General features: G+C 65.4%; 20 protein-coding genes. 11 read left to right on the top strand and 9 right to left on the bottom strand.

The window, feature by feature from the left end:
• Nucleotides 1–9: 9 nt before the first annotated feature.
• The 7 genes from C8348_RS06725 to motA all read right to left on the bottom strand — a co-directional run bounded on the left by C8348_RS06725 (nt 10) and on the right by motA (nt 5,421).
• Entirely contained in the window at nt 10–489 is a 480-nt protein-coding gene (locus tag C8348_RS06725) for a hypothetical protein (RefSeq protein ID WP_106752544.1), read from the bottom strand.
• Nucleotides 489–1,565, bottom strand: a complete 1,077-nt coding sequence (flhB, locus tag C8348_RS06720) for a flagellar biosynthesis protein FlhB (protein WP_106752543.1) — start codon at nt 1,563–1,565, stop codon at nt 489–491. Before flhB ends, C8348_RS06725 begins: the two co-directional genes overlap by 1 nt.
• A 54-nt stretch (nt 1,566–1,619) precedes the next feature.
• A complete protein-coding gene (locus tag C8348_RS06715) occupies nt 1,620–2,654 on the bottom strand; it encodes a flagellar motor switch protein FliG (protein ID WP_106752542.1) in 1,035 nt (344 codons plus the stop codon).
• A gap of 26 nt (nt 2,655–2,680) precedes the next feature.
• On the bottom strand, nt 2,681–2,974 hold the full coding sequence (gene fliN, locus C8348_RS06710) for a flagellar motor switch protein FliN (RefSeq protein WP_244293959.1): 294 nt from the start codon (nt 2,972–2,974) through the stop codon (nt 2,681–2,683).
• 95 nt (nt 2,975–3,069) lie between these two features.
• Nucleotides 3,070–3,597 (bottom strand): hypothetical protein, encoded by a 528-nt coding sequence (locus C8348_RS06705; protein ID WP_106752540.1) that lies wholly within the window; start codon nt 3,595–3,597, stop codon nt 3,070–3,072.
• Complete coding sequence (locus tag C8348_RS06700) at nt 3,578–4,522, bottom strand: flagellar motor switch protein FliM (protein WP_106752539.1); 945 nt, start codon at nt 4,520–4,522, stop codon at nt 3,578–3,580. Before C8348_RS06700 ends, C8348_RS06705 begins: the two co-directional genes overlap by 20 nt.
• A 2-nt stretch (nt 4,523–4,524) precedes the next feature.
• Nucleotides 4,525–5,421 (bottom strand): flagellar motor stator protein MotA, encoded by an 897-nt coding sequence (gene motA / locus C8348_RS06695; RefSeq protein WP_106752538.1) that lies wholly within the window; start codon nt 5,419–5,421, stop codon nt 4,525–4,527.
• A gap of 278 nt (nt 5,422–5,699) precedes the next feature.
• On the opposite strand from motA, the gene C8348_RS06690 reads away from it, so the two are divergent.
• The 9 genes from C8348_RS06690 to C8348_RS06650 all read left to right on the top strand — a co-directional run bounded on the left by C8348_RS06690 (nt 5,700) and on the right by C8348_RS06650 (nt 14,110).
• Nucleotides 5,700–6,488: a DUF1217 domain-containing protein gene (locus C8348_RS06690; RefSeq protein WP_106752537.1), complete on the top strand. Its 789-nt coding sequence runs from the start codon at nt 5,700–5,702 to the stop codon at nt 6,486–6,488.
• Nucleotides 6,489–6,493: 5 nt separating this feature from the next.
• Nucleotides 6,494–7,219: a flagellar basal-body rod protein FlgF gene (gene flgF / locus C8348_RS06685; RefSeq protein WP_106752536.1), complete on the top strand. Its 726-nt coding sequence runs from the start codon at nt 6,494–6,496 to the stop codon at nt 7,217–7,219.
• 45 nt (nt 7,220–7,264) lie between these two features.
• Nucleotides 7,265–8,590 carry a flagellar protein export ATPase FliI gene (fliI, locus tag C8348_RS06680; protein WP_106752535.1) on the top strand — a complete coding sequence of 442 codons (1,326 nt, stop codon included), beginning with the start codon at nt 7,265–7,267 and terminating at the stop codon, nt 8,588–8,590.
• Between the two features lie 318 nt (nt 8,591–8,908).
• Entirely contained in the window at nt 8,909–9,649 is a 741-nt protein-coding gene (locus C8348_RS06675; protein WP_106752534.1) for a response regulator transcription factor, read from the top strand.
• A 193-nt stretch (nt 9,650–9,842) separates the two neighbouring features.
• On the top strand, nt 9,843–10,631 hold the full coding sequence (cobF, locus tag C8348_RS06670; protein WP_279629377.1) for a precorrin-6A synthase (deacetylating): 789 nt from the start codon (nt 9,843–9,845) through the stop codon (nt 10,629–10,631).
• A complete protein-coding gene (cobG, locus tag C8348_RS06665) occupies nt 10,628–11,965 on the top strand; it encodes a precorrin-3B synthase (protein ID WP_106752532.1) in 1,338 nt (445 codons plus the stop codon). The genes cobF and cobG overlap by 4 nt, the downstream gene beginning before the upstream one ends.
• Nucleotides 11,962–12,594 (top strand): precorrin-8X methylmutase, encoded by a 633-nt coding sequence (locus tag C8348_RS06660; protein WP_106752531.1) that lies wholly within the window; start codon nt 11,962–11,964, stop codon nt 12,592–12,594. The genes cobG and C8348_RS06660 overlap by 4 nt, the downstream gene beginning before the upstream one ends.
• An 11-nt stretch (nt 12,595–12,605) precedes the next feature.
• Nucleotides 12,606–13,349: a precorrin-2 C(20)-methyltransferase gene (locus C8348_RS06655; protein WP_106752847.1), complete on the top strand. Its 744-nt coding sequence runs from the start codon at nt 12,606–12,608 to the stop codon at nt 13,347–13,349.
• Nucleotides 13,346–14,110: a precorrin-3B C(17)-methyltransferase gene (locus C8348_RS06650; RefSeq protein ID WP_106752530.1), complete on the top strand. Its 765-nt coding sequence runs from the start codon at nt 13,346–13,348 to the stop codon at nt 14,108–14,110. The genes C8348_RS06655 and C8348_RS06650 overlap by 4 nt, the downstream gene beginning before the upstream one ends.
• On the opposite strand, the gene C8348_RS06645 is transcribed toward C8348_RS06650, so the two are convergent.
• Nucleotides 14,074–14,844, bottom strand: coding sequence for a cobalt-precorrin-6A reductase (locus C8348_RS06645; protein WP_106752529.1), 771 nt, complete (start codon nt 14,842–14,844; stop codon nt 14,074–14,076). The genes C8348_RS06650 and C8348_RS06645 overlap by 37 nt on opposite strands.
• Between C8348_RS06645 and cbiE the strand changes: the two genes are divergently transcribed.
• Together cbiE and cobM are read left to right on the top strand one after the other, a co-directional pair.
• On the top strand, nt 14,837–16,144 hold the full coding sequence (gene cbiE, locus C8348_RS06640) for a precorrin-6y C5,15-methyltransferase (decarboxylating) subunit CbiE (protein WP_244293950.1): 1,308 nt from the start codon (nt 14,837–14,839) through the stop codon (nt 16,142–16,144). The genes C8348_RS06645 and cbiE overlap by 8 nt on opposite strands.
• Before the next feature lie 20 nt (nt 16,145–16,164).
• Nucleotides 16,165–16,926: a precorrin-4 C(11)-methyltransferase gene (cobM, locus tag C8348_RS06635; RefSeq protein ID WP_106752528.1), complete on the top strand. Its 762-nt coding sequence runs from the start codon at nt 16,165–16,167 to the stop codon at nt 16,924–16,926.
• A gap of 22 nt (nt 16,927–16,948) precedes the next feature.
• Here cobM and C8348_RS06630 read toward each other — a convergent pair whose 3' ends face one another.
• Nucleotides 16,949–17,641: a pirin family protein gene (locus C8348_RS06630; RefSeq protein WP_198646952.1), complete on the bottom strand. Its 693-nt coding sequence runs from the start codon at nt 17,639–17,641 to the stop codon at nt 16,949–16,951.
• Between the last annotated feature and the right edge of the window lie 36 nt (nt 17,642–17,677).

Below are 17,677 nucleotides of genomic sequence, written 5' to 3'. Positions count from 1 at the left end.
ACTCCGGCCCTACTGCGGCAGTGGCCGCAACCGGGCATCACTCAGCGCCTCCGCAAGCCGCTCGGTGTTTTCTTCCGGATCCTCGGACGGATCGGCGAACTCCACATGGTGGATGTCGACAGACGAGCCGCGTGCATCCAGCGTCAGGCCGAAATAGACCCAGACGCCCTTGTTGCGGAATTCGAGGTCGAGCCGCACGCTTGGGGTGGTGTTCCAGTCCAGCTCCGTCTGCGCGCCAAGGCCGTAACGGAGGGTTTCGTTCTTGAAGAAAAGTTCGGAGGAGGACTTCACCAGATCCGAGATATTGGCGTGCTTTTCCGTCCGCACGAAGGCGATGTAGTCGATCACATCGACCAGCCGCAGCTCTTCCGCTACGTCGCTGATTGCATTGGCCAGCAATCCCTCACGCACCTGTCCAGCGCCAGTGAGACGGGTCATCGGACTGGAGGAGCCTTTTTGCATCATGCGGCCTTCAAACAATTCGTGCATCACACGACCTTTACTGTCTTGCGCGAATACACGTAAGAGATGATTTCCGCAACCATGCGATAAAACTGCGGCGGGATCATGCGCTCCAGTTCGGTACTTGCATAAAGCGCCCGGGCCAGTTCCCGGTTCTCGATGACGGGGATGTTGTTGTCTTCGGCGATCTGCCGGATCTTCAGGGCAATGAGGTCCTGTCCCTTGGCGATCACCACGGGCGCGGCTGTCTCATCCCTGTCATAGCGCAGCGCGATGGCAAAATGCGTCGGGTTGGCGATGACCAGGGTGGCCTGCGGCACCGCAGACATCATCCGGTTGCGTGCCCGGTCGCGGGCGATGGAGCGCTGGCGCGCCTTCACCAGCGGGTCGCCTTCGGACTGCTTGTACTCGTCCTTCAATTCCTGACGGCTCATCTTCAGCTTCTGGCGCCAGTGCATCCGGGCCCAGACAAGGTCAAGGGCAACCAGCAGGATGGTGGCGATGCAGATGCCCGAGAGCAGTTTCATCGACAGGTGCAGGATCGTTTCGGGGAGGGCAGAGGGGTCGGTGAACATGGCATTCACCAGCCCGTCCGTGTTGGAACGGAGCAGCAGGATCGAGACAAGGCTGATCGTGCCGAACTTGAACAGGGCCTTGCCAAACTCGACCAGGCCTTGCGCGCCGAATAGCCGCTCCCATCCCTTGAGAAGGGACAGCCGCGAGAACTGGGGCTGGATCCGGTTGAGCACGAACCGAGGCGCATTCTGGAGAAACGACGCGGCCAGTCCCGCGACCATGAGGATCGCGACGATGGGGGCGAGAAACAGCCCGACTTGCAGGCCCACGCTATGGGTGAGTAGGATCGCATCCGAACCATTTCCAAGGCTGTATCCTCCTGCGTTGTCGATCAGACCGGTCAGTCCGGCGGTCAGCCGCTGGACACCCGAGACGGTGACGAAACTTCCGATCAGCAGGACGCCGAGGAAGCTGGCCAGCACCGATGCCTCCTTGGAGGCAGGGATGTTGCCCTTGTCGATGGCGTCCCGGATCTTCTTCTCGGTCGGCTCTTCTGTTTTTGAATCCTGGTCTTCCTGCTCCGACATGGCTCCGCCCGGGCTGGAGGGGTCTGGTGCGCGTCAGGGCTGTCCTGATTTCCATCAGCGGAAATAGGCCGCTTCCTCCTGCTTCGGGTTGAGCTCGATCTCGCCGCGCCCGGCCATTTCCAGGGCAAGGTCGGTGATCGAGGAACGCGCCTGTAGCACGTCGCGCTGGCCGACGGGCTCGCCGCTCGCCAGTTCGTGTTCGACGATGCGCCGCGTGCGCGAGGTCAGCGACGACAGGATCACTTCGCGGAAACTCCGGTCGGTGCCCTTGAGGGCCATGACGATGCGGTCGGTCGGGATCTGGTCGAAGATCGCCATCCGCGTCCGAGAGTTGAGGTTGATGATGTCGTCGAAGGTGAACAGCAGCCCCTTCAGAAGCTCGGCCGACTTCGGCCGCGCTTCGGTCAGGCTGGTCAATGCCTCTTCCATGTGATCGCGGTCCATCTTGTTGAGGATGTCCGCCATCCGGGCATAGGAGTCTGCTTCCATGCTGCCCGAGAGGTTCAGCATGAAGTCCTCATGCAGCGTCTTTTCGACATCGCGCATGATTTCCTGCACGATCGCCTTGATCGACAGCATGCGCCGCATCAGCTGGTTGCGCAGCGGCGGTGGCAACTGGCTCAGCACCTTGGCCGAGGCGCTGGGCCGGATCTTCGACAGGATCAGAGCCGCCGTCTGCGGATGTTCCTTCATCAGGTAGTTAGCGAGCACCGTTTCCGAAACGCTGGTGATCCGGTCCCAGATCGAGCGGTTGGAGTTGCCCAGCACGTCCGACATGATGTCGGCGACCTGGTCCTCCGGCAGCACGCCCTCCAGCATCTTCTCCACTTCATTGGCCGTGCCGAACAGGGTCGTGCCATTGGAGAACTGGACAATGAAGTCCTCAGCCAGCCGGTCCAGTTCTTCCGCCGCCACCGTGCCCAGCTGCGCTGCGGCCACGGTGATCATGCGGATTTCTTCCTGGTCGAAGTGCTGCAGCAGCCGCTTTGAGCTCGGCTTGCCGAGCGCCAGCAGCAGGGCAGCCACTTTCTGGGTGCCCTTCAGGGCCCGTGTTGGCAGCATGGTGTTCATGGTCGCACTCGCAATCATGGGCCTCTGGTCTTTCAGCGGGCGGCTCAAGCGTCCAGCAGGCCGCTCTGGGCGCTGATGATCTCGGTGAGCGACACACCGAAGCGGGAGTTGTCGTCTTCCACGACCACCACTTCGCCCCGCGCGACCACGCGGCCATTGACCACGATGTCGACTGGTTCACCGACCCGGTGGTTGAGCGGAATGACCGCGCCACGGCCGAGCTTGAGAAGGTTTGCGACCAGCATCGTTGCTGACCCGAGCACCACCTGGATGTTCACCGGAATGCCGAGAATGGTGTCGAGGTTGCGGTCGTCGCCCATCAGGTCTTCCTGGGCCATCCTGGCTCCCTTGCGCTCAGCGCTCTCGACCTTGGCGAAATCGGCCTGGCTTGCCGACTTCACGCCGGCGCTGTCGAAGGTATCAGTGGTCTTGCTCATGTCAGGTCATCCTTGCGGTGCATGGAAACGGAACGGAACGGGCCGGTCTGCAGGTCGTCGATGCGGTGGACCCGCATCTCGGTCGGGGGCGGCGCACTGGCGAGCAGCGGATCGGTGCGGCGGGCGGCTTCCTTGCCTGTGGTCCCGGCCGGATCCGTGTCGGAGGGGGTGAACTGGCTTGCCGACGGGCGAACAGCCAGTTCGGCGGACAACTGCTTCAGCTCTGCCTTCAGCACCGATTGCTGGCGCTTGGCCTCGCGGATCAGGCCGTCGATTTCGGCGATCAGGTCGCGGGCGTCATCCATCCGCGAGCCGAGGGCATTGAGCACCTGGGCACCGCGCACGTTGATTTCCTGGATCGAAACCTCGATGCCGTCGAGGGCGAGGGAGGTCTGGTCGAACACGCGCTGGTAATCCGCATGATAGGAGCCAAGCCGCCGCAGCTCGCGGTACATGGTCACCATCTTGATGCTGGTGATCGCCAGCGCGACCAGCAGCACTGCATCAACGAGATAGGAGATCATCGACGATGTCCCTTTCCAGATGGATCAGGTCTTCGACCTGAAGGGTGTAGGAGCCGTCCAGTTGTCCAAGGCGGCAGTTGAAGATCGGCTGCTGGTTGCATTCCAGCTTCACCGGGCTGCGCGGCGTAGCCTGCAACTCGATGACCTGCCCGACCTGCAGATTGGCAATGTCGCCGAGGCTCATCTCGCGCTCTTCCAGAACGGCCTGAAGACGGACCTCCGTGCGCTGGATCTCGCTCTGGAAGTGCTGCGTCCACTGCTTGTCGCGGGTGGACATTTCGCCCGACAGGACCTGAGACAGCTTCTGCCGCAGCGGGTTCAGCGTGGAATGCGGCATGACGACGAAGATTTCGCCGCCGCGACCAATCGCCTGCAGCAGCAGGCGGGCGATCACGGCCGGGTTGTTGCGCCGGCCGATGATGGCAAAGTCCATGCGGCTCTCGACCCGCTCGATCTTGAGCGTTGTTTCCGCAATCGGGCTGAAGGACTCGGCCAGGGCCTTGGCCGCCACCTCGAACACGGTGCGGGCAATCCGGGTCTCGATGGACGAGAACGGCCGTTCCTCATCGATCGGTGGCTCGGTCCCGTCTGCGCCGAACAGGACATCGATCATCGTGAAGATGAAATCCCGGTCGAAGCCGATCAGCATGCGGGTGTCGAGTTCCGGCGAGTAGAGCACCGCGACAAGCGCATTGGACTCATAGACGTCGAGCACATCGCCGATGCGTTCATTGTCGATGTTCGACACCGAGATATAGGACGGCGAGGCCGACTTCTGGCGCATGGCATCGGCAAAGACGCGGGCCATGCGGTCGAACAGTACCGGCAGCATCGGCAGGCGGTCGACCGAGATGCCTGCGGCATCCAGCAGCCGGTCGGTGATCTGGGCGCGTTCGCTTTGGTAGGACTGGGCAGCTTCGAGCATGATCAGGCTGCTCCCTTCAGATCCTGCACGCCTTCGGAGCTGTGTCCGCCGGAGTTCATGGTCTCGTTTTCAACTTCATCAATGGTCGGGCGGTCATAGGCGGAGATGGTCTTGCGTCCATGCTCGAGGGCGACCTGCGGCGGGGCGCCGTTCATGAACGCCAGAAGCGACTGCTTGACGATGATGTAGGGGCGCAGCCGCGCTTCACGCACGCCCTTCACCTTGTGTGCGATCGGAGCAACCAGGGCGTAGGACAGGAAGATGCCGACGAAGGTGCCAACGAGGGCGGCGCCAATCAGCGAACCAAGGATCTGCGGTGACTGGTCGATGGCCCCCATCGCCTTGATCACGCCCAAGACTGCAGCAACGATGCCGATGGCCGGCAACGCTTCGGCCAGGGCAGAGAGCGCGTAGTAGGGCTTCATCTGGTCGCGGTGGATGGTCTGCAGTTCCTCGTCCATCAGCGCCTCGATCTCATGCGCCCTTGCGTTGCCGACGATGATGAGGCGGAAATAGTCGCAGACGAAGGTCGACAGGCCGCGGTTGCGATAGACCGTCGGGAAAGCGCGGAAGATCTCGGACTCCTGCGGATTCTCGATATGCGGCTCGACCTCGTTGCGGCCCTTGGAGCGCAGCTCGCGCATCAGCGCATAGAGCAGCGCCAGCACGTCGAGGTAGTCGCGCTTCTTCGGGATGGAATTGAACAGCGCCTCGCGGGTGGCCCGCAGCGTGTCGACGATCGACTTCATCGGATTGGCGACGAAGAACGTGCCGATGGCGATACCGATGATGATCACCAGTTCCCAGGGTTGCCAGAGAACGGTCACCTTGCCGCCGAGGGCGGAGAACCCGCCGATCAGCGAAACGGCGGCGATGATCAGACCCAGAATGATTGTCACCTGGCAGCTCCTTGCCGGTTGCATGTTTCATGTCGATGTCTGGAGGCTAGGAGGCGAGGCTTGCCCGAAGCTGTCGGGTATTTTGCTGGCTTTGCCGGGCCTTGTTTGCCGCAAGCCGGAAGGCAGGGCGCTTGAAGTTCAGGCGTGGAAAGAGAAGCCCGGCGTGCGAGCAGAGAGAACTGGCGGGCCGCAAGGTCCAGCCCGGCGCAAGCCTCGCCGCGCACATTCGCCGCATGACAACGGGCCGACGCCGTGCCCTCACATGCGGACCACAGCTGATGATAAGCACATTGCTGCAGTACCAGATGGTGACGGGCAACCTGAACCGGTCGCTCAAGGTCACATCCCAGGACCCTCAGGTGGCGCGCGAGAGCGCCTATTACCTCAAGACAATCGGCACCATCAAAAGCGTCGAGGAGTTCCTCGACAATGATCGGGTCTATGCCTTTGCCATGAAGGCGATGGGTCTGGAAGATATGACCTATGCCAAGGCCTTCATGAAGAAAGCCCTGAACGACGGGGTGGACAAGCGGGACAGTTTTGCCAACCGTTTGGCCGACAAGCGCTATGCCGAGTTCGTCAAAACCTTCAATTTCAGCCGCTATGGCCCAACCACCACAACCTTCAGTCGGACCCAGAAGCCCATTGTCGACGCCTATGTCCGCCAGACGCTGGAGGTGAAGAGCGGCGAGAGCAATGAGGCGGTGCGGCTCGCGCTGTATTTCTCGCGCAAGGCTGCAACCCTGAAGAATTCGTATGAGGTGCTGGCAGATCGTGCCTTGCAGCAGGTCGTGCTGACCACCCTTGGCCTGCCGAAGGAATTCGCTGCCGCCAATATCGACAAGCAGGCTGCCTTGATCACCAACCGGGTCAAGTTTGAGGATTTCAAGGATCCGGCCAAGCTCGACATGTTTCTCAAGCGGTTTGCCACCATGTGGGACCTGCAGAACGGCGGTCCGCAGGCCGCCGTGTCCCCGGCGGTCATCCTGAACACCGGCGGCACGCCCGGTGGCATTGGCCAGGATCTCCTGGCGCGTATCCAGTCCTTCAAGCTCGGCGGGTTCTGAATATCATGCAGTCAGCTCTTTACGTTGCCCTTTCCGCACAGGTCGCCCTGTCCAACCGCCTCGACACGGTTGCCCGCAATCTCGCCAACATGAACACCGTCGGCTATCGCGCCGATGAGGTGAAGTTTTCCGAGATGCTGTCCAAGGCGGCGCAGGATCCGGTCAGCTTTGCCAGCACCGGTGAAACCTTCATTTCCCGCCAGACCGGCGGCCTCACCCGCACCGACAATGCTCTTGATGTCGCAGTCGAGGGCGAGGGTTGGCTGGCCATCCGCGTCGGCCAGGACGTCGCCTACACGCGCGATGGCCGGATGCAGATCGACGCCGACGGTGTGCTGCGGACCCTCAATGGCTATGATGTTCTCGACGCCGGCGGCTTGGCCATCCAGCTCAATCCGGACAATGGCATGCCGAATATTGGCCGTGACGGCTCCATCACCCAGGGCGAGGAGCAGGTCGGCGCCATCGGCCTGTTCCGCATTCCGGATGATGCCAAGCTGCGCCGCTACGAGAACTCCGCCGTCATGCCCGACAGGCCCGCCGAGCCGATCCAGGAGTTCATCCAGGACGGTGTTGTGCAAGGCTACACAGAGACAGCGAACATCAATCCGATCCGCGAGATGACCAAGCTGATCATGCTGACCCGCGCGTTTGATGCGGCCTCGAAGATGATCGAGACCAGCAACGACTCGCAAGGTTTGGCCGTTCGGGATCTCGGCGAGACGGCCTAAATCAGTCTTCGCTTTACTCTTGCTTGCATCAGGATCCGACGCGCAATGAATGCACTCGACCGGCTCGCCCACGCCATTGCCGCCGCCACCAAGGAAGTGGATCCTGTCCGGGTCGGCGGCCGGGTCACCCAGGTCACGCCGAGCGCCATCCGGGTCAGCGGCCTGTCGAAGATGGTCTGCCTCGGCGACCTCGTGACCCTCTCCGGAAAAGGCGGCGAGCGGCGCGGCGAGATCATCCGGCTCGACGAGCAGGACGTCATGGTCAAGCCCTTCGAGCCGCATGCCGACATCGGCATCGGTGCCCGGGCCTACCGCAAGGGTGCATTGACCGTGCATCCGCATGTCAGCTGGAAGGGCCGTGTCGTCGATGCGCTGGGCCAGCCGGCGGACAATCTCGGACCGCTTCATCCGGGTCCGGAAGCCATGCCGCTGGACCGGGAGCCGCCGCAGATGCTGGAGCGCGGCCGTGTCCGCAAGCCGGTCCGCACTGGCGTCAAGGTCATCGACCTGTTCACCCCGCTCTGTGTCGGCCAGCGTGTCGGCGTCTTCGCCGGATCCGGGGTCGGCAAGTCGACGTTGCTGGCGATGCTGGCCGGATCCGACGACTTCGACACGGTCGTTGTCGGGCTCGTCGGCGAACGGGGTCGAGAAGTGCGTGAATTTGTCGAGGATGTTCTCGGAAAGGCACTGGAAAGGTCAGTCATTGTCGTGGCAACGGGCGATGAAAGCGCCATGATGCGCCGCCTTGCGCCACGTACCGCCATGAGTGTCGCCGAGTATTTCCGCGGCCGCGGGGACTCTGTCCTGCTCATCATTGATTCCGCCACCCGCTTCGCCCACGCCGCCCGCGATGTCTCGATGGCTGCCGGCGAACCGCCAGTTGCCCGGGGCTATACCCCGTCGGTGTTCTCGGATCTGACCCATCTTCTTGAACGCGCAGGTCCGGGGCCGGAGGGTGAGGGAGCGATCACCGGCATCTTCTCGGTGCTGGTCGATGGCGACGATCACAACGATCCCGTCGCCGATACCTTGCGCGGCGTGCTGGATGGTCACATCGTGCTGGATCGCTCGATTGCCGACGCCGGGCGCTATCCGGCCGTGAATGTCCTTGGCTCTATCTCGCGCTTGTCCCAGCACGCCTGGACGGCGGAGGAACGGGAACTGATCATGCGGCTCAAGGCCATGATTTCCCGCTATGAAGACACCCGCGATCTGCGCCTGATGGGCGGATACCAGCCGGGCAGTGACGCGGCCTTGGACAAAGCCTGCCAGCTGGTGCCGAAGATCTACGAGTTCCTGCGCCAGGACGCACGCTCCCGCCAGGCAAGTGATCCCTTCTCCGACCTCGCCAGAGCATTGTCCCAGGGATAATGGCGGCAACCTCTGCGATCTGGTCTGCGAGCATCGAGGCTCGCAAACGGGATGCCCTTGCCAATCAAAAGAATTGTCATTATAAGTTCATGCAAAGAGCGGTCTTTTCGCATGTTATTTTTTGATTTTTCAGTAGTTATCTTGATTTTATTTTTAATAGATTTTTATATTTCACAAGTTAAATCGTATTCAATCTGATTTTATAACCGTGTATAATTCTTGTTATCATGTCCATGATTGTTGTGGTCATGTGGTGTTTGACCCGAGGCCGATGAACCAATAGTGATTCATCAACAAGGCTGTGCTGGGGACAACACCATGTTTGTAATTGTTGATGATCGGGAGATCGTGACGACCGGATACGCATCCGGTTTTGAGCGTGAGGGCTTTGCCTGCCTGGCGCTGTCGCCGCAGGAGTTGCCGGACTGGGTCAAGACGGCGTCTGAAGATGATCTCGCCTCCATTGAAGCCTTTCTCCTTGGCGAATGTGATGAGCGCCCTGATTTTCCCCGCATGATCCGGAGCTATTGCGATCAGGCACCGATCCTGGCGCTCGATGAACGCCCGAGCCTCGATCAGACACTTGAACTGTTCGCCTGCGGCGTTGACGACGTGTTGCGCAAGCCCGTGCATGTCCGCGAAATCCTCGCCCGCGTCGGTGCCATTCGGCGCCGGACCATGGCGGAGGCTGACAACCTTGAGATTGGCCGGATCCGCGTGTTCCTTGATGGCCGCGATCCCGTCATTGCCGGTGAAGTCTTCGAGTTGCCCCGCCGCGAACGCCGTATTCTTGAGTATCTCGCCCGCAACCATGGCCGCCGCGTCACCAAGACGCAGATCTACAATGCCGTCTATGGTTTGATGAACGAGGAAGTCGATGAATGCGTCGTTGAGAGCCATGTGTCCAAGCTGCGCAAGAAGCTCAAGGATCGGCTCGGGTATGATCCGATCGAATCCAAGCGCTACATCGGCTACATGCTGAAAGCCCAGCCGCTGGAAGCTCCGGGTGTCCAGCCGGTGCGAGTGGCCGAGGCGCGCCGGGTGCTCGAGAGGGTCTGACAGCCCGTTTCCACAAACTGCTTGGGTTCCGGCGCGGATCCGCGCCAGCCTAGTAATGCGCCGGCTTCGGGATTCGACCATTTGCCGTCGGTCATCGCACTGGCAATCTGCAGGAACTGCCTCTAAACACAAAACGTGCGGGACCCAAACCGGGACGCAGGCCGGCAGCGCAATGGGCGCACGGGAGAAGGCAGTGAGCAGGCGAATTCGCGTCATCGGGATCGGCTCCGGCAATCCCGACCACATGACCATTCAGGCAATTGACGCGCTCAATTCCTGTGACGTCCTGTTCGTGCCCACCAAGGGCGAGGAAAAGGCCTTCCTCGCCGAACTGCGCCACGAAATCTGCACCCGCTTCATCACCGGCCCGATGCCGCGGCTCGTCCACTACGCCGTGCCGAAGCGCCGAGCCGATGGCGATTATGGTACTGCTGTCGACGACTGGCACGACGCGATTGCCGCCATTTACGAAGACCTGCTCCTGTCCGAGGTCGCCGAGGGCGAGACCGTGGGCCTGCTCGTCTGGGGCGATCCGATGCTCTACGACAGCACCCTGCGGCTGATCGACAGGCTTACGGCGCGGGCACGGGTGTCCTTCGACCACGACGTCATTCCCGGCATCACCAGCCTGCAGGTGCTCTGCGCCGAACACCGCATGCCGCTCAACCGCATTGGCGCGCCGGTGACGATCACCACCGGACGCCGGCTTGCCGCTGGCTGGCCGGAGGGCGCGTCGGACGTGGCCGTCATGCTCGACGGTGTTCAGGCCTTCAACTCTGTCGCCGACCGGGATGCGACCCTCACCTGGGGCGCTTACCTCGGCACACCTATGCAGATCCTGCGTCAAGGGCGTCTCGGCGACATTGCCGACGAGGTCACCGCCACGCGGGCCGCGGCCCGGGCCGAGCACGGCTGGATCATGGACATCTACCTGATCCGTGCCAGCGCGACCGAAGCGGATTCGGACGGGGAGGCGGCATGAGCGTGGCTCAAACCCTTGCCACAACAGCGCGCCCGCCCGAACGCCGGGGGGGCTGTCCGACACTTGCAACGCCGATGGAAACCGGCGACGGCCTGCTGGCGCGGCTGCGCCCCGTCGCGCCGGGCTACGCCCCTAAAGCCTGGCTGCGGCTGGCGACCCTGAGCCAGATGCATGGCAACGGCCTGCTTGATGTCACCGCGCGGGGCAACCTCCAGTTCCGGGGCCTGACCCGCGACAGCGCTGCGCGACTGGCGCAGGATCTCGCCGACGCCGGGCTCCACAGCCACACCGGCCTTGCCATCGAAACCCCGCCGCTCGCGGGCCTCGACCCAAGCGAAATCGCTGATGGCCGGCCGCTGGCGGATGCCCTTCGCTCCGCCGTCATGGCTGAGGGCGATGCCCTGCGGCTTGCGCCCAAGCTTGCCGTCGTGGTCGACGGCCGCGGCCTGCTCAACCTCTCGGGCCAGGTCGCCGACATCCGCCTCGATGCGGTCCGCCGCGACGGCGCGGTGCTCTGGCGCATCGGACTGGCGGGCGACGCATTGTCCGCGCATGCCCTCGCTGAAGTCCCGCAAAGTGAGGCCGTCGCGGCGGTTCTCCAGCTGCTTTCGGCCCTTACGGCGCGTGGCCCCGCCGCCCGGGGCCGGGACCTTGATCCGGCTGCCCTCGCCCGGTCAGACACCTTGCCGCCGCCGCAGGCGATCCCGTCGCCGGCACCGGTCGGTTTCCTCACCGCGGGCGGCCTCGCCGTGCAGGGCGTGCGCCTGCCCTTTGGCCGGATCGCTGCCGATGCGCTGATCACCTGGCTCGACGGGCTGGAACGGCTCGGCGCGAGCGAGGTTCGTCTTGCCCCCGGCCACGCCCTGCTGGTGCTGGGGATTGCCCCGGAACGGGCAGTCGAGGCTGCGGCGCTGGCGCAGGCGGCCGGTCTGATCGTTGACCCGGCGGACCCGCGCAATCACATCGTCGCCTGTCCGGGCCAGCGTGGCTGCGGCTCCGGCCTGATCGACCCGCGCGCGCTCACCGACCTGCTCGTCACCACAGCACCGGCCTTGCTCGACGGATCGCTGACGCTGCATCTCTCCGGCTGCGGCAAGGGGTGCGCCCATCCTGCTGCCGCGCCCCTTGGCCTCACCGGAACGGCCGGCGGCATCGCGCTGGTCGTTGCTGGCCGGGCCGGCGACGCGCCGGTGGCCGTGCTTGCCCCCGCCGACCTCGGCCCGGCCCTGAGCCGGCTGAGCCTGCGCCTGCGCGCCGGCTCGGACAGCGCCGCCACCCAGATCACCCAGTTGGGGCCGGACGGGCTCCGCGCCCTCATCAAAGACGAGACATGACAGACTACGACTACATCAAGGACGGTCAGGCGATCTACGTGAAGTCCTTCGCCATCATCCGCGCGGAGGCTGACCTCAGCCGCTTCAGCGAGGCCGAGGCCGACGTCGCCGTGCGCATGATCCATGCCGCCGGACTGGTCGAGGCGGCGCAGCATTTCGTCTTCGGCCCGGGCTTTGTCGAAGCCGCGCGCGGTGCGCTTGAAGCGGGCGCTCCGATCTTCTGCGACGCCGAGATGGTCGCGCGCGGGGTGACCGCCGCCCGCCTGCCCGCCGGCAACGAGGTCCTCTGCACCCTGCGTGACCCGCAGACCGCGGCGCTGGCCGAGGAGATCGGCAACACCCGCTCGGCGGCAGCCCTGCGTCTGTGGCTTCCCCGTCTGGCAGGCGCGGTCGTTGCCATCGGCAACGCCCCGACGGCCCTGTTCTACCTCCTTGAACTGCTGCGCGACGGCGCACCGAAGCCGGCGGCGATCCTGGGCATGCCCGTCGGCTTTGTCGGCGCGGCCGAATCCAAGGATGCGCTGGTGGAGAATTCCTATGGCGTTCCTTACGCCATCGTGCGCGGCCGGCTGGGCGGCAGCGCGATGACGGCCGCTGCCCTCAATTCCCTGGCGCGGCCCGGACTGTGATGGATCTGATGATGACTGAGGCGAGTGACAAGATTGGCCGGCTGTACGGCGTGGGCACGGGTCCGGGGGATCCGGAGCTGCTGACGCTGAAGGCGGCGCGGGCACTGGAAGAGGCGGATGTGCTGGCCTGGTTCGCCAAGGCGGGCCGGCGCGGCAACGGGCGCGGCATCGTCGAGGCGCGCATCAAGCAGGGCATCATCGAGCTGCCCCTCTACTATCCGGTGACCACCGAGATCGACAAGGAAGAGGACGCCTACAAGAGCCAGATCACCGCGTTCTACGAGACCTCGGCCGCCGCCATCGCTGAGCATCTGCGCGCCGGGCGCACCGTGGCCGTGCTCTCCGAAGGCGACCCGCTCTTCTATGGCTCCTACATGCACATGCATGTGCGCCTCGCGCCGCATTTCCCCGTCGAGGTCATCCCCGGCATCACCGCTATGTCCGGCTGCTGGTCGCTCGCCGGTGTGCCGATCGTGCAGGGCGACGACGTGCTGACTGTCCTGCCCGGTACCATGGCGGAAGCCGAACTGGTGCGCCGCCTGAAGGATACGGAAGGCGCCGTCATCATGAAGCTCGGCCGCAACCTGCCCAAGGTGCGCCGCGCGCTGTCCGCCGCCGGCCGTCTGGAGGACGCGATCTATGTCGAGCGCGGCACGATGCCGACCTCCAGCTCCACCCGCCTCGCCGACAAGCCGGACGACAGCGCGCCCTATTTCTCGCTGATCCTCGTGCCGGGCTGGAGCGGGCAGCCATGACGGGCGTCATCCATGTCATCGGCACCGGCCCCGGCAATCCGGAGCAGATGACGCCGGAGGCCCTGCGTGCCGTCGCGGTGTCGCAGGAGTTCTACGGCTACTTTCCCTACATCGAACGCCTGAACCTCAGGCCTGACCAGAAAGCAGTCGCCTCCGACAACCGCGAGGAACTGGCCCGCGCCCGTGCGGCCCTCGCCCGCGCCGCCGAGGGCATCAATGTCTGCGTCGTCTCCGGCGGGGACCCCGGCGTCTTTGCCATGGCCAGCGCCGTCTGCGAGGCGATCGAGCATGGGCCGGAGGCCTGGCGCGCGCTGGAGCTGGTCGTGGTTCCCGGCCTCACCGCCATGCTGGCGGTCGCCGCCCGCATCGGTGCACCGCTCGGCCATGACTTCTGCGCCATTTCCCTGTCCGACAACCTGAAGCCCTGGGACCTGATCGAGCGCCGCCTGCAGCTGGTGGCCGAGGCCGGGCTGGTGATGGCCTTCTACAATCCGATCAGCAAGGCGCGGCCCTGGCAGCTGGGCCGGGCCTTCGACATCCTGCGCACCGTGCTGCCGGGCGAGACGCCGGTGATCTTTGGCCGCGCGGCCGGCCGCCCGGACGAGCGGATCGTCGTCAGCACGCTGGCAGCGGCCGATCCGGCCGAGGCCGACATGGCCACCTGCGTCATGGTCGGCTCGCCCGAGACCCGCGTCATTGCCCGCCCGGGCCGGCCGGATCTCGTCTACACGCCGCGCTTTGCCGGCAGGCCCAGGCCATGATCCAGCAGCGCGACCGCCTCCGCCGCTGTCCCGGCCCTGAGGGCCGTGACCGGCGCTGGCCGCTCGATCAGCACCACCGGCAGGCCAAGGGTCCGCGCGGCGGCGATCTTGCCGTAGGTGGCCGCGCCGCCGCTGTTCTTGCAGACGATCACGTCGATCTGCCACGCAAGCAGGAGCCGCTCCTCGGCTGCCTCATCGAAGGGCCCGCGCGACAGCAGCGTTTCCAGCTGCGGCAACTGCAAGGGCGGCTCCACCGGATCGACGCTGCGCACCAGATACCGATGCTGCGGCGCCGCCTCGAAGGCCGCCGCCTCCTGCCGGCCGATGGCCAGAAACACGCGCTTCGGCGCTGCGCCAATCGCCGCCACGGCCGCCTCGACCGAGGCAACCGGCTGCCACCGGTCGCCCAGTTCGGCTTGCCATGCCGGCCGCTCCAGCCGGATCAGCGGCACGCCGGTCAGCCTTGCGGCTGTCGCGGCGTTCTGCGTGATCTGCCGGGCAAAGGGATGGGTCGCATCAATCAGCACGTCGATGGCATGCTGGGTGAGACAGGCTGCCAGTCCCTCCGCACCGCCGAAGCCGCCCGTCCGGGTCGGGGCCGGCAGGGGCAGGGGATCGCGGGTGCGCCCGGCGAGCGACAGGGTGAGCGCGATGTCGCGGCGCGGCGCAAGCTGTTCGGCCAGCTCGCGCGCTTCGGTCGTGCCCGCCAGAACGAGGATGTGACGCGTGTCCAAGCCTGACCAACTCCCCCTGCCGCCAGCGGCGGTTTCGCCGTCCTGTAGCGCTCCCTGGCTCGTCCTGATCGGCCTCGGTGAAGACGGTTTAGCCGGGCTCGGCGAGGCTGCCAAGGCGGAGCTTGCCCGGGCCGAGCTGGTGTTCGGCGGCCAGCGCCATCTGGACCTCGCCCAGTCGGCGATCCGGGGCGAGGCACGGAGCTGGCAGAGCCCCTTCGAGCGCTCGGTGGAGGACATCCTGGCGGCCCGGGGCCGGTCCGTCGTCGTGCTTGCCTCGGGCGATCCGTTCCTCTTCGGCGTCGGGGCCACCCTGTCGCGGCGCATTCCGGCGGCCGAGATGCGGAGCTATCCCGCCCCGTCCTCCTTCAGCCTCGCAGCCTCCCGCCTCGGCTGGCCGCTGCAGGACACGGTTTGCGTCTCCCTGCATGGCCGCCCGCTCGACCTGATCCGGCCGCATCTGCAGCCCGGCAGCCGCGTGTTGGCGCTGACCTCCGATGCCACCGGCCCCGCCGATCTCGCCGCTCTGCTTGTGACCGAGGGCTTCGGCGCCACCCGGCTTACCGTTCTGGAAGCGTTGGGTGGCCCGCGCGAGCGCGTGACCACGACTGTGGCCGAGGGCTTCCGCCTCACAGACATCGACAGCCTCAATGTCTGCGCGCTCGAGGTCGCCGCCAGTGCCGGAGCCCGCGTCCTGCCGCTCGCCGCCGGCCGCGATGACAGCCTGTTCGAGCACGACGGCCAGATCACCAAGCGCGAGATCCGGGCGCTGACCCTGTCGGCGCTGGCGCCCCGCCGCGGCGAGCACCTGTGGGACATTGGCGCCGGCTCCGGCTCGGTTGCCATCGAATGGATGCTCACGGACCCCTCGCTGACCGCCACCGCCATCGAGGCCGATCCCGAGCGCGCCGCCCGGCTGGTGCGCAACGCTGCCCGGTTCGGCGTGCCGTCCCTGCGGCTCGTGCAGGGCACCGCGCCCGCGGCGCTGCAGGGGCTGGCCAGCCCCGATGCGATCTTCGTCGGCGGCGGCGGCTCGGAGCCCGGCGTCATGGACACAGCCTGCGCCGCGCTGAAAGCCGGTGGCCGGCTGGTCGCCAATGCCGTGACGCTGGAGATGGACGCCGTGCTGCTCGCCCTTCACGCAAGGCTCGGCGGCAGCCTGACGCGGCTCGAGATCGCCCGCGCCTCGCCCGTCGGCAGCATGACCGCCTGGCGCCCGGCCATGCCGATCACGCAATGGGTCTGGATCAAGCCGGATCCCGAGAGCCCCGCGCCGTCGTCTGACGCCCCCGTTTCAAGCTAGATCCGTCACGAGGAAATCCCATGGCCGTTCACTTCATTGGCGCCGGTCCCGGCGCAGCCGATCTCATCACCGTGCGGGGCCGCGATCTCATCGGCAAATGCCCGGTCTGCCTCTATGCCGGTTCGCTGGTGTCGCCGGAGCTCCTGCAATATTGCCCGGACGGGGCGCGGATCATCGACACCGCGCCGATGTCGCTGGACGAGATCGAGGCGGAATATGTCCGCGCGTCCGAACTCGGGCAGGACGTGGCCCGTCTGCACTCCGGCGATCTTTCTGTGTGGAGCGCGGTGGCCGAGCAGATCCGCCGGCTGGAGAAGAACGGCATCTCCTACACCATGACCCCCGGCGTCCCGGCCTTCGCCGCCGCCGCCTCCGCGCTCGGGCGTGAGCTCACCATCCCGGCGGTGGCGCAGAGCCTCGTGCTCACCCGCGTCTCCGGCCGCGCCTCGCCAATGCCGAACGACGAGACGCTCACCCGCTTCGGCGCAACCGGTTCAACGCTCGCAATCCATCTGGCGATCCATGCGCTGGAGCGGGTTGTCGAGGAACTGACCCCGCTCTATGGCGCGGACTGTCCGGTCGCCATCGTCGTTAAGGCATCCTGGCCGGACGAGCGGATCATCCTCGGCACGCTCGCCGACATCGCCGCCAAGGTCGCCGCCGACCCGATCGAGCGCACGGCGCTGATCTTCGTCGGCCACGGCCTCGGTGCCCGAGACTTCCGCGAAAGCGCCCTCTACGACACCGCCTACCAACGCCGCTTCCGCGGCCGGGGTGAGTAAGGGCGGCGGGCGGGACCTTTACTCAGGCAAGGTCGAAGCGCAGCAGCCGACCGTCCGTGTGCCAGCGGATGTCCGGCGCCGGCTGGTCGATCTGGATGCCGTCGCCGGCCGTCAGCCGTTCGCCGCCAATCTCCGCCAGCCCGTCGATGACATGCAGGAAAAGGCCGCGCCCGGGTGTATGCGGGAGCGGCGTTACATCGCCGTCCCGCGCCAGAAGCACGGAAACTCGTGTGTCCGAACCAAGCTCCGTCAGCGCGCCGCTGCCCGCGGGGCCCGCTAGGTCAACCCAGTCATTGTCCTGGGGCGGCAGCGCCGCCTGCTGATAACCGGGCGTTCCGCCGGTCTTGTCCGGGATGATCCAGATCTGCAGCAGGTGCGTGGTTTCGTCCTCGGCTCCGTTCATCTCCGAATGCGAGATGCCGCTGCCGGCGCGCATGAGCTGGATCTCGCCCGCCGCTGTCTCGCCCTTGTGTCCAAGACTGTCCTCGTGCCGCACCTTGCCCTTCAGCACCAGGGTCAGGATGTCCATGTCGGCATGGTCGTGCCAGGCAAAGCCGGCTCCGGGAATGATCCAGTCCTCGTTGATCACGCGCAGCGCCCGGAAGCCCATGCGCTTGGGATCGCGGAACTCGCCGAAGGAAAAGGTGTGAAAGCTGTCGAGCCAGCCCTTCCGGCTGCGCCCGCGGCTCATGTTCTCATGGATCAGCAACGTCATTGTCGTCTCCCGCATCCGGCAGCGCGAGGCTTGCCG

The sequence above is a fragment of the Pannonibacter carbonis genome, from assembly GCF_003012935.1.
GTDB lineage: Bacteria > Pseudomonadota > Alphaproteobacteria > Rhizobiales > Stappiaceae > Pannonibacter > Pannonibacter carbonis.
This window is presented reverse-complemented; position numbering and strand designations above follow the sequence as displayed.

What these genes read in the sequence shown, in the direction of transcription:
- fliI (WP_106752535.1), top strand. Translation starts at nt 7,265, where the DNA reads ATGAATGCACTCGACCGGCTCGCCCACGCCATTGCCGCCGCCACCAAG.
- C8348_RS06700 (WP_106752539.1), bottom strand. Translation starts at nt 4,522, where the DNA reads ATGCTCGAAGCTGCCCAGTCCTACCAAAGCGAACGCGCCCAGATCACC.
- C8348_RS06675 (WP_106752534.1), top strand. Translation starts at nt 8,909, where the DNA reads ATGTTTGTAATTGTTGATGATCGGGAGATCGTGACGACCGGATACGCA.
- flgF (WP_106752536.1), top strand. Translation starts at nt 6,494, where the DNA reads ATGCAGTCAGCTCTTTACGTTGCCCTTTCCGCACAGGTCGCCCTGTCC.
- C8348_RS06650 (WP_106752530.1), top strand. Translation starts at nt 13,346, where the DNA reads ATGACGGGCGTCATCCATGTCATCGGCACCGGCCCCGGCAATCCGGAG.
- C8348_RS06705 (WP_106752540.1), bottom strand. Translation starts at nt 3,597, where the DNA reads ATGATCTCCTATCTCGTTGATGCAGTGCTGCTGGTCGCGCTGGCGATC.
- C8348_RS06630 (WP_198646952.1), bottom strand. Translation starts at nt 17,641, where the DNA reads ATGACGTTGCTGATCCATGAGAACATGAGCCGCGGGCGCAGCCGGAAG.
- C8348_RS06690 (WP_106752537.1), top strand. Translation starts at nt 5,700, where the DNA reads ATGATAAGCACATTGCTGCAGTACCAGATGGTGACGGGCAACCTGAAC.
- flhB (WP_106752543.1), bottom strand. Translation starts at nt 1,565, where the DNA reads ATGTCGGAGCAGGAAGACCAGGATTCAAAAACAGAAGAGCCGACCGAG.
- C8348_RS06655 (WP_106752847.1), top strand. Translation starts at nt 12,606, where the DNA reads ATGACTGAGGCGAGTGACAAGATTGGCCGGCTGTACGGCGTGGGCACG.
- C8348_RS06660 (WP_106752531.1), top strand. Translation starts at nt 11,962, where the DNA reads ATGACAGACTACGACTACATCAAGGACGGTCAGGCGATCTACGTGAAG.
- fliN (WP_244293959.1), bottom strand. Translation starts at nt 2,974, where the DNA reads ATGGCCCAGGAAGACCTGATGGGCGACGACCGCAACCTCGACACCATT.
- cobM (WP_106752528.1), top strand. Translation starts at nt 16,165, where the DNA reads ATGGCCGTTCACTTCATTGGCGCCGGTCCCGGCGCAGCCGATCTCATC.
- C8348_RS06715 (WP_106752542.1), bottom strand. Translation starts at nt 2,654, where the DNA reads ATGATTGCGAGTGCGACCATGAACACCATGCTGCCAACACGGGCCCTG.
- C8348_RS06725 (WP_106752544.1), bottom strand. Translation starts at nt 489, where the DNA reads ATGCACGAATTGTTTGAAGGCCGCATGATGCAAAAAGGCTCCTCCAGT.
- cobG (WP_106752532.1), top strand. Translation starts at nt 10,628, where the DNA reads ATGAGCGTGGCTCAAACCCTTGCCACAACAGCGCGCCCGCCCGAACGC.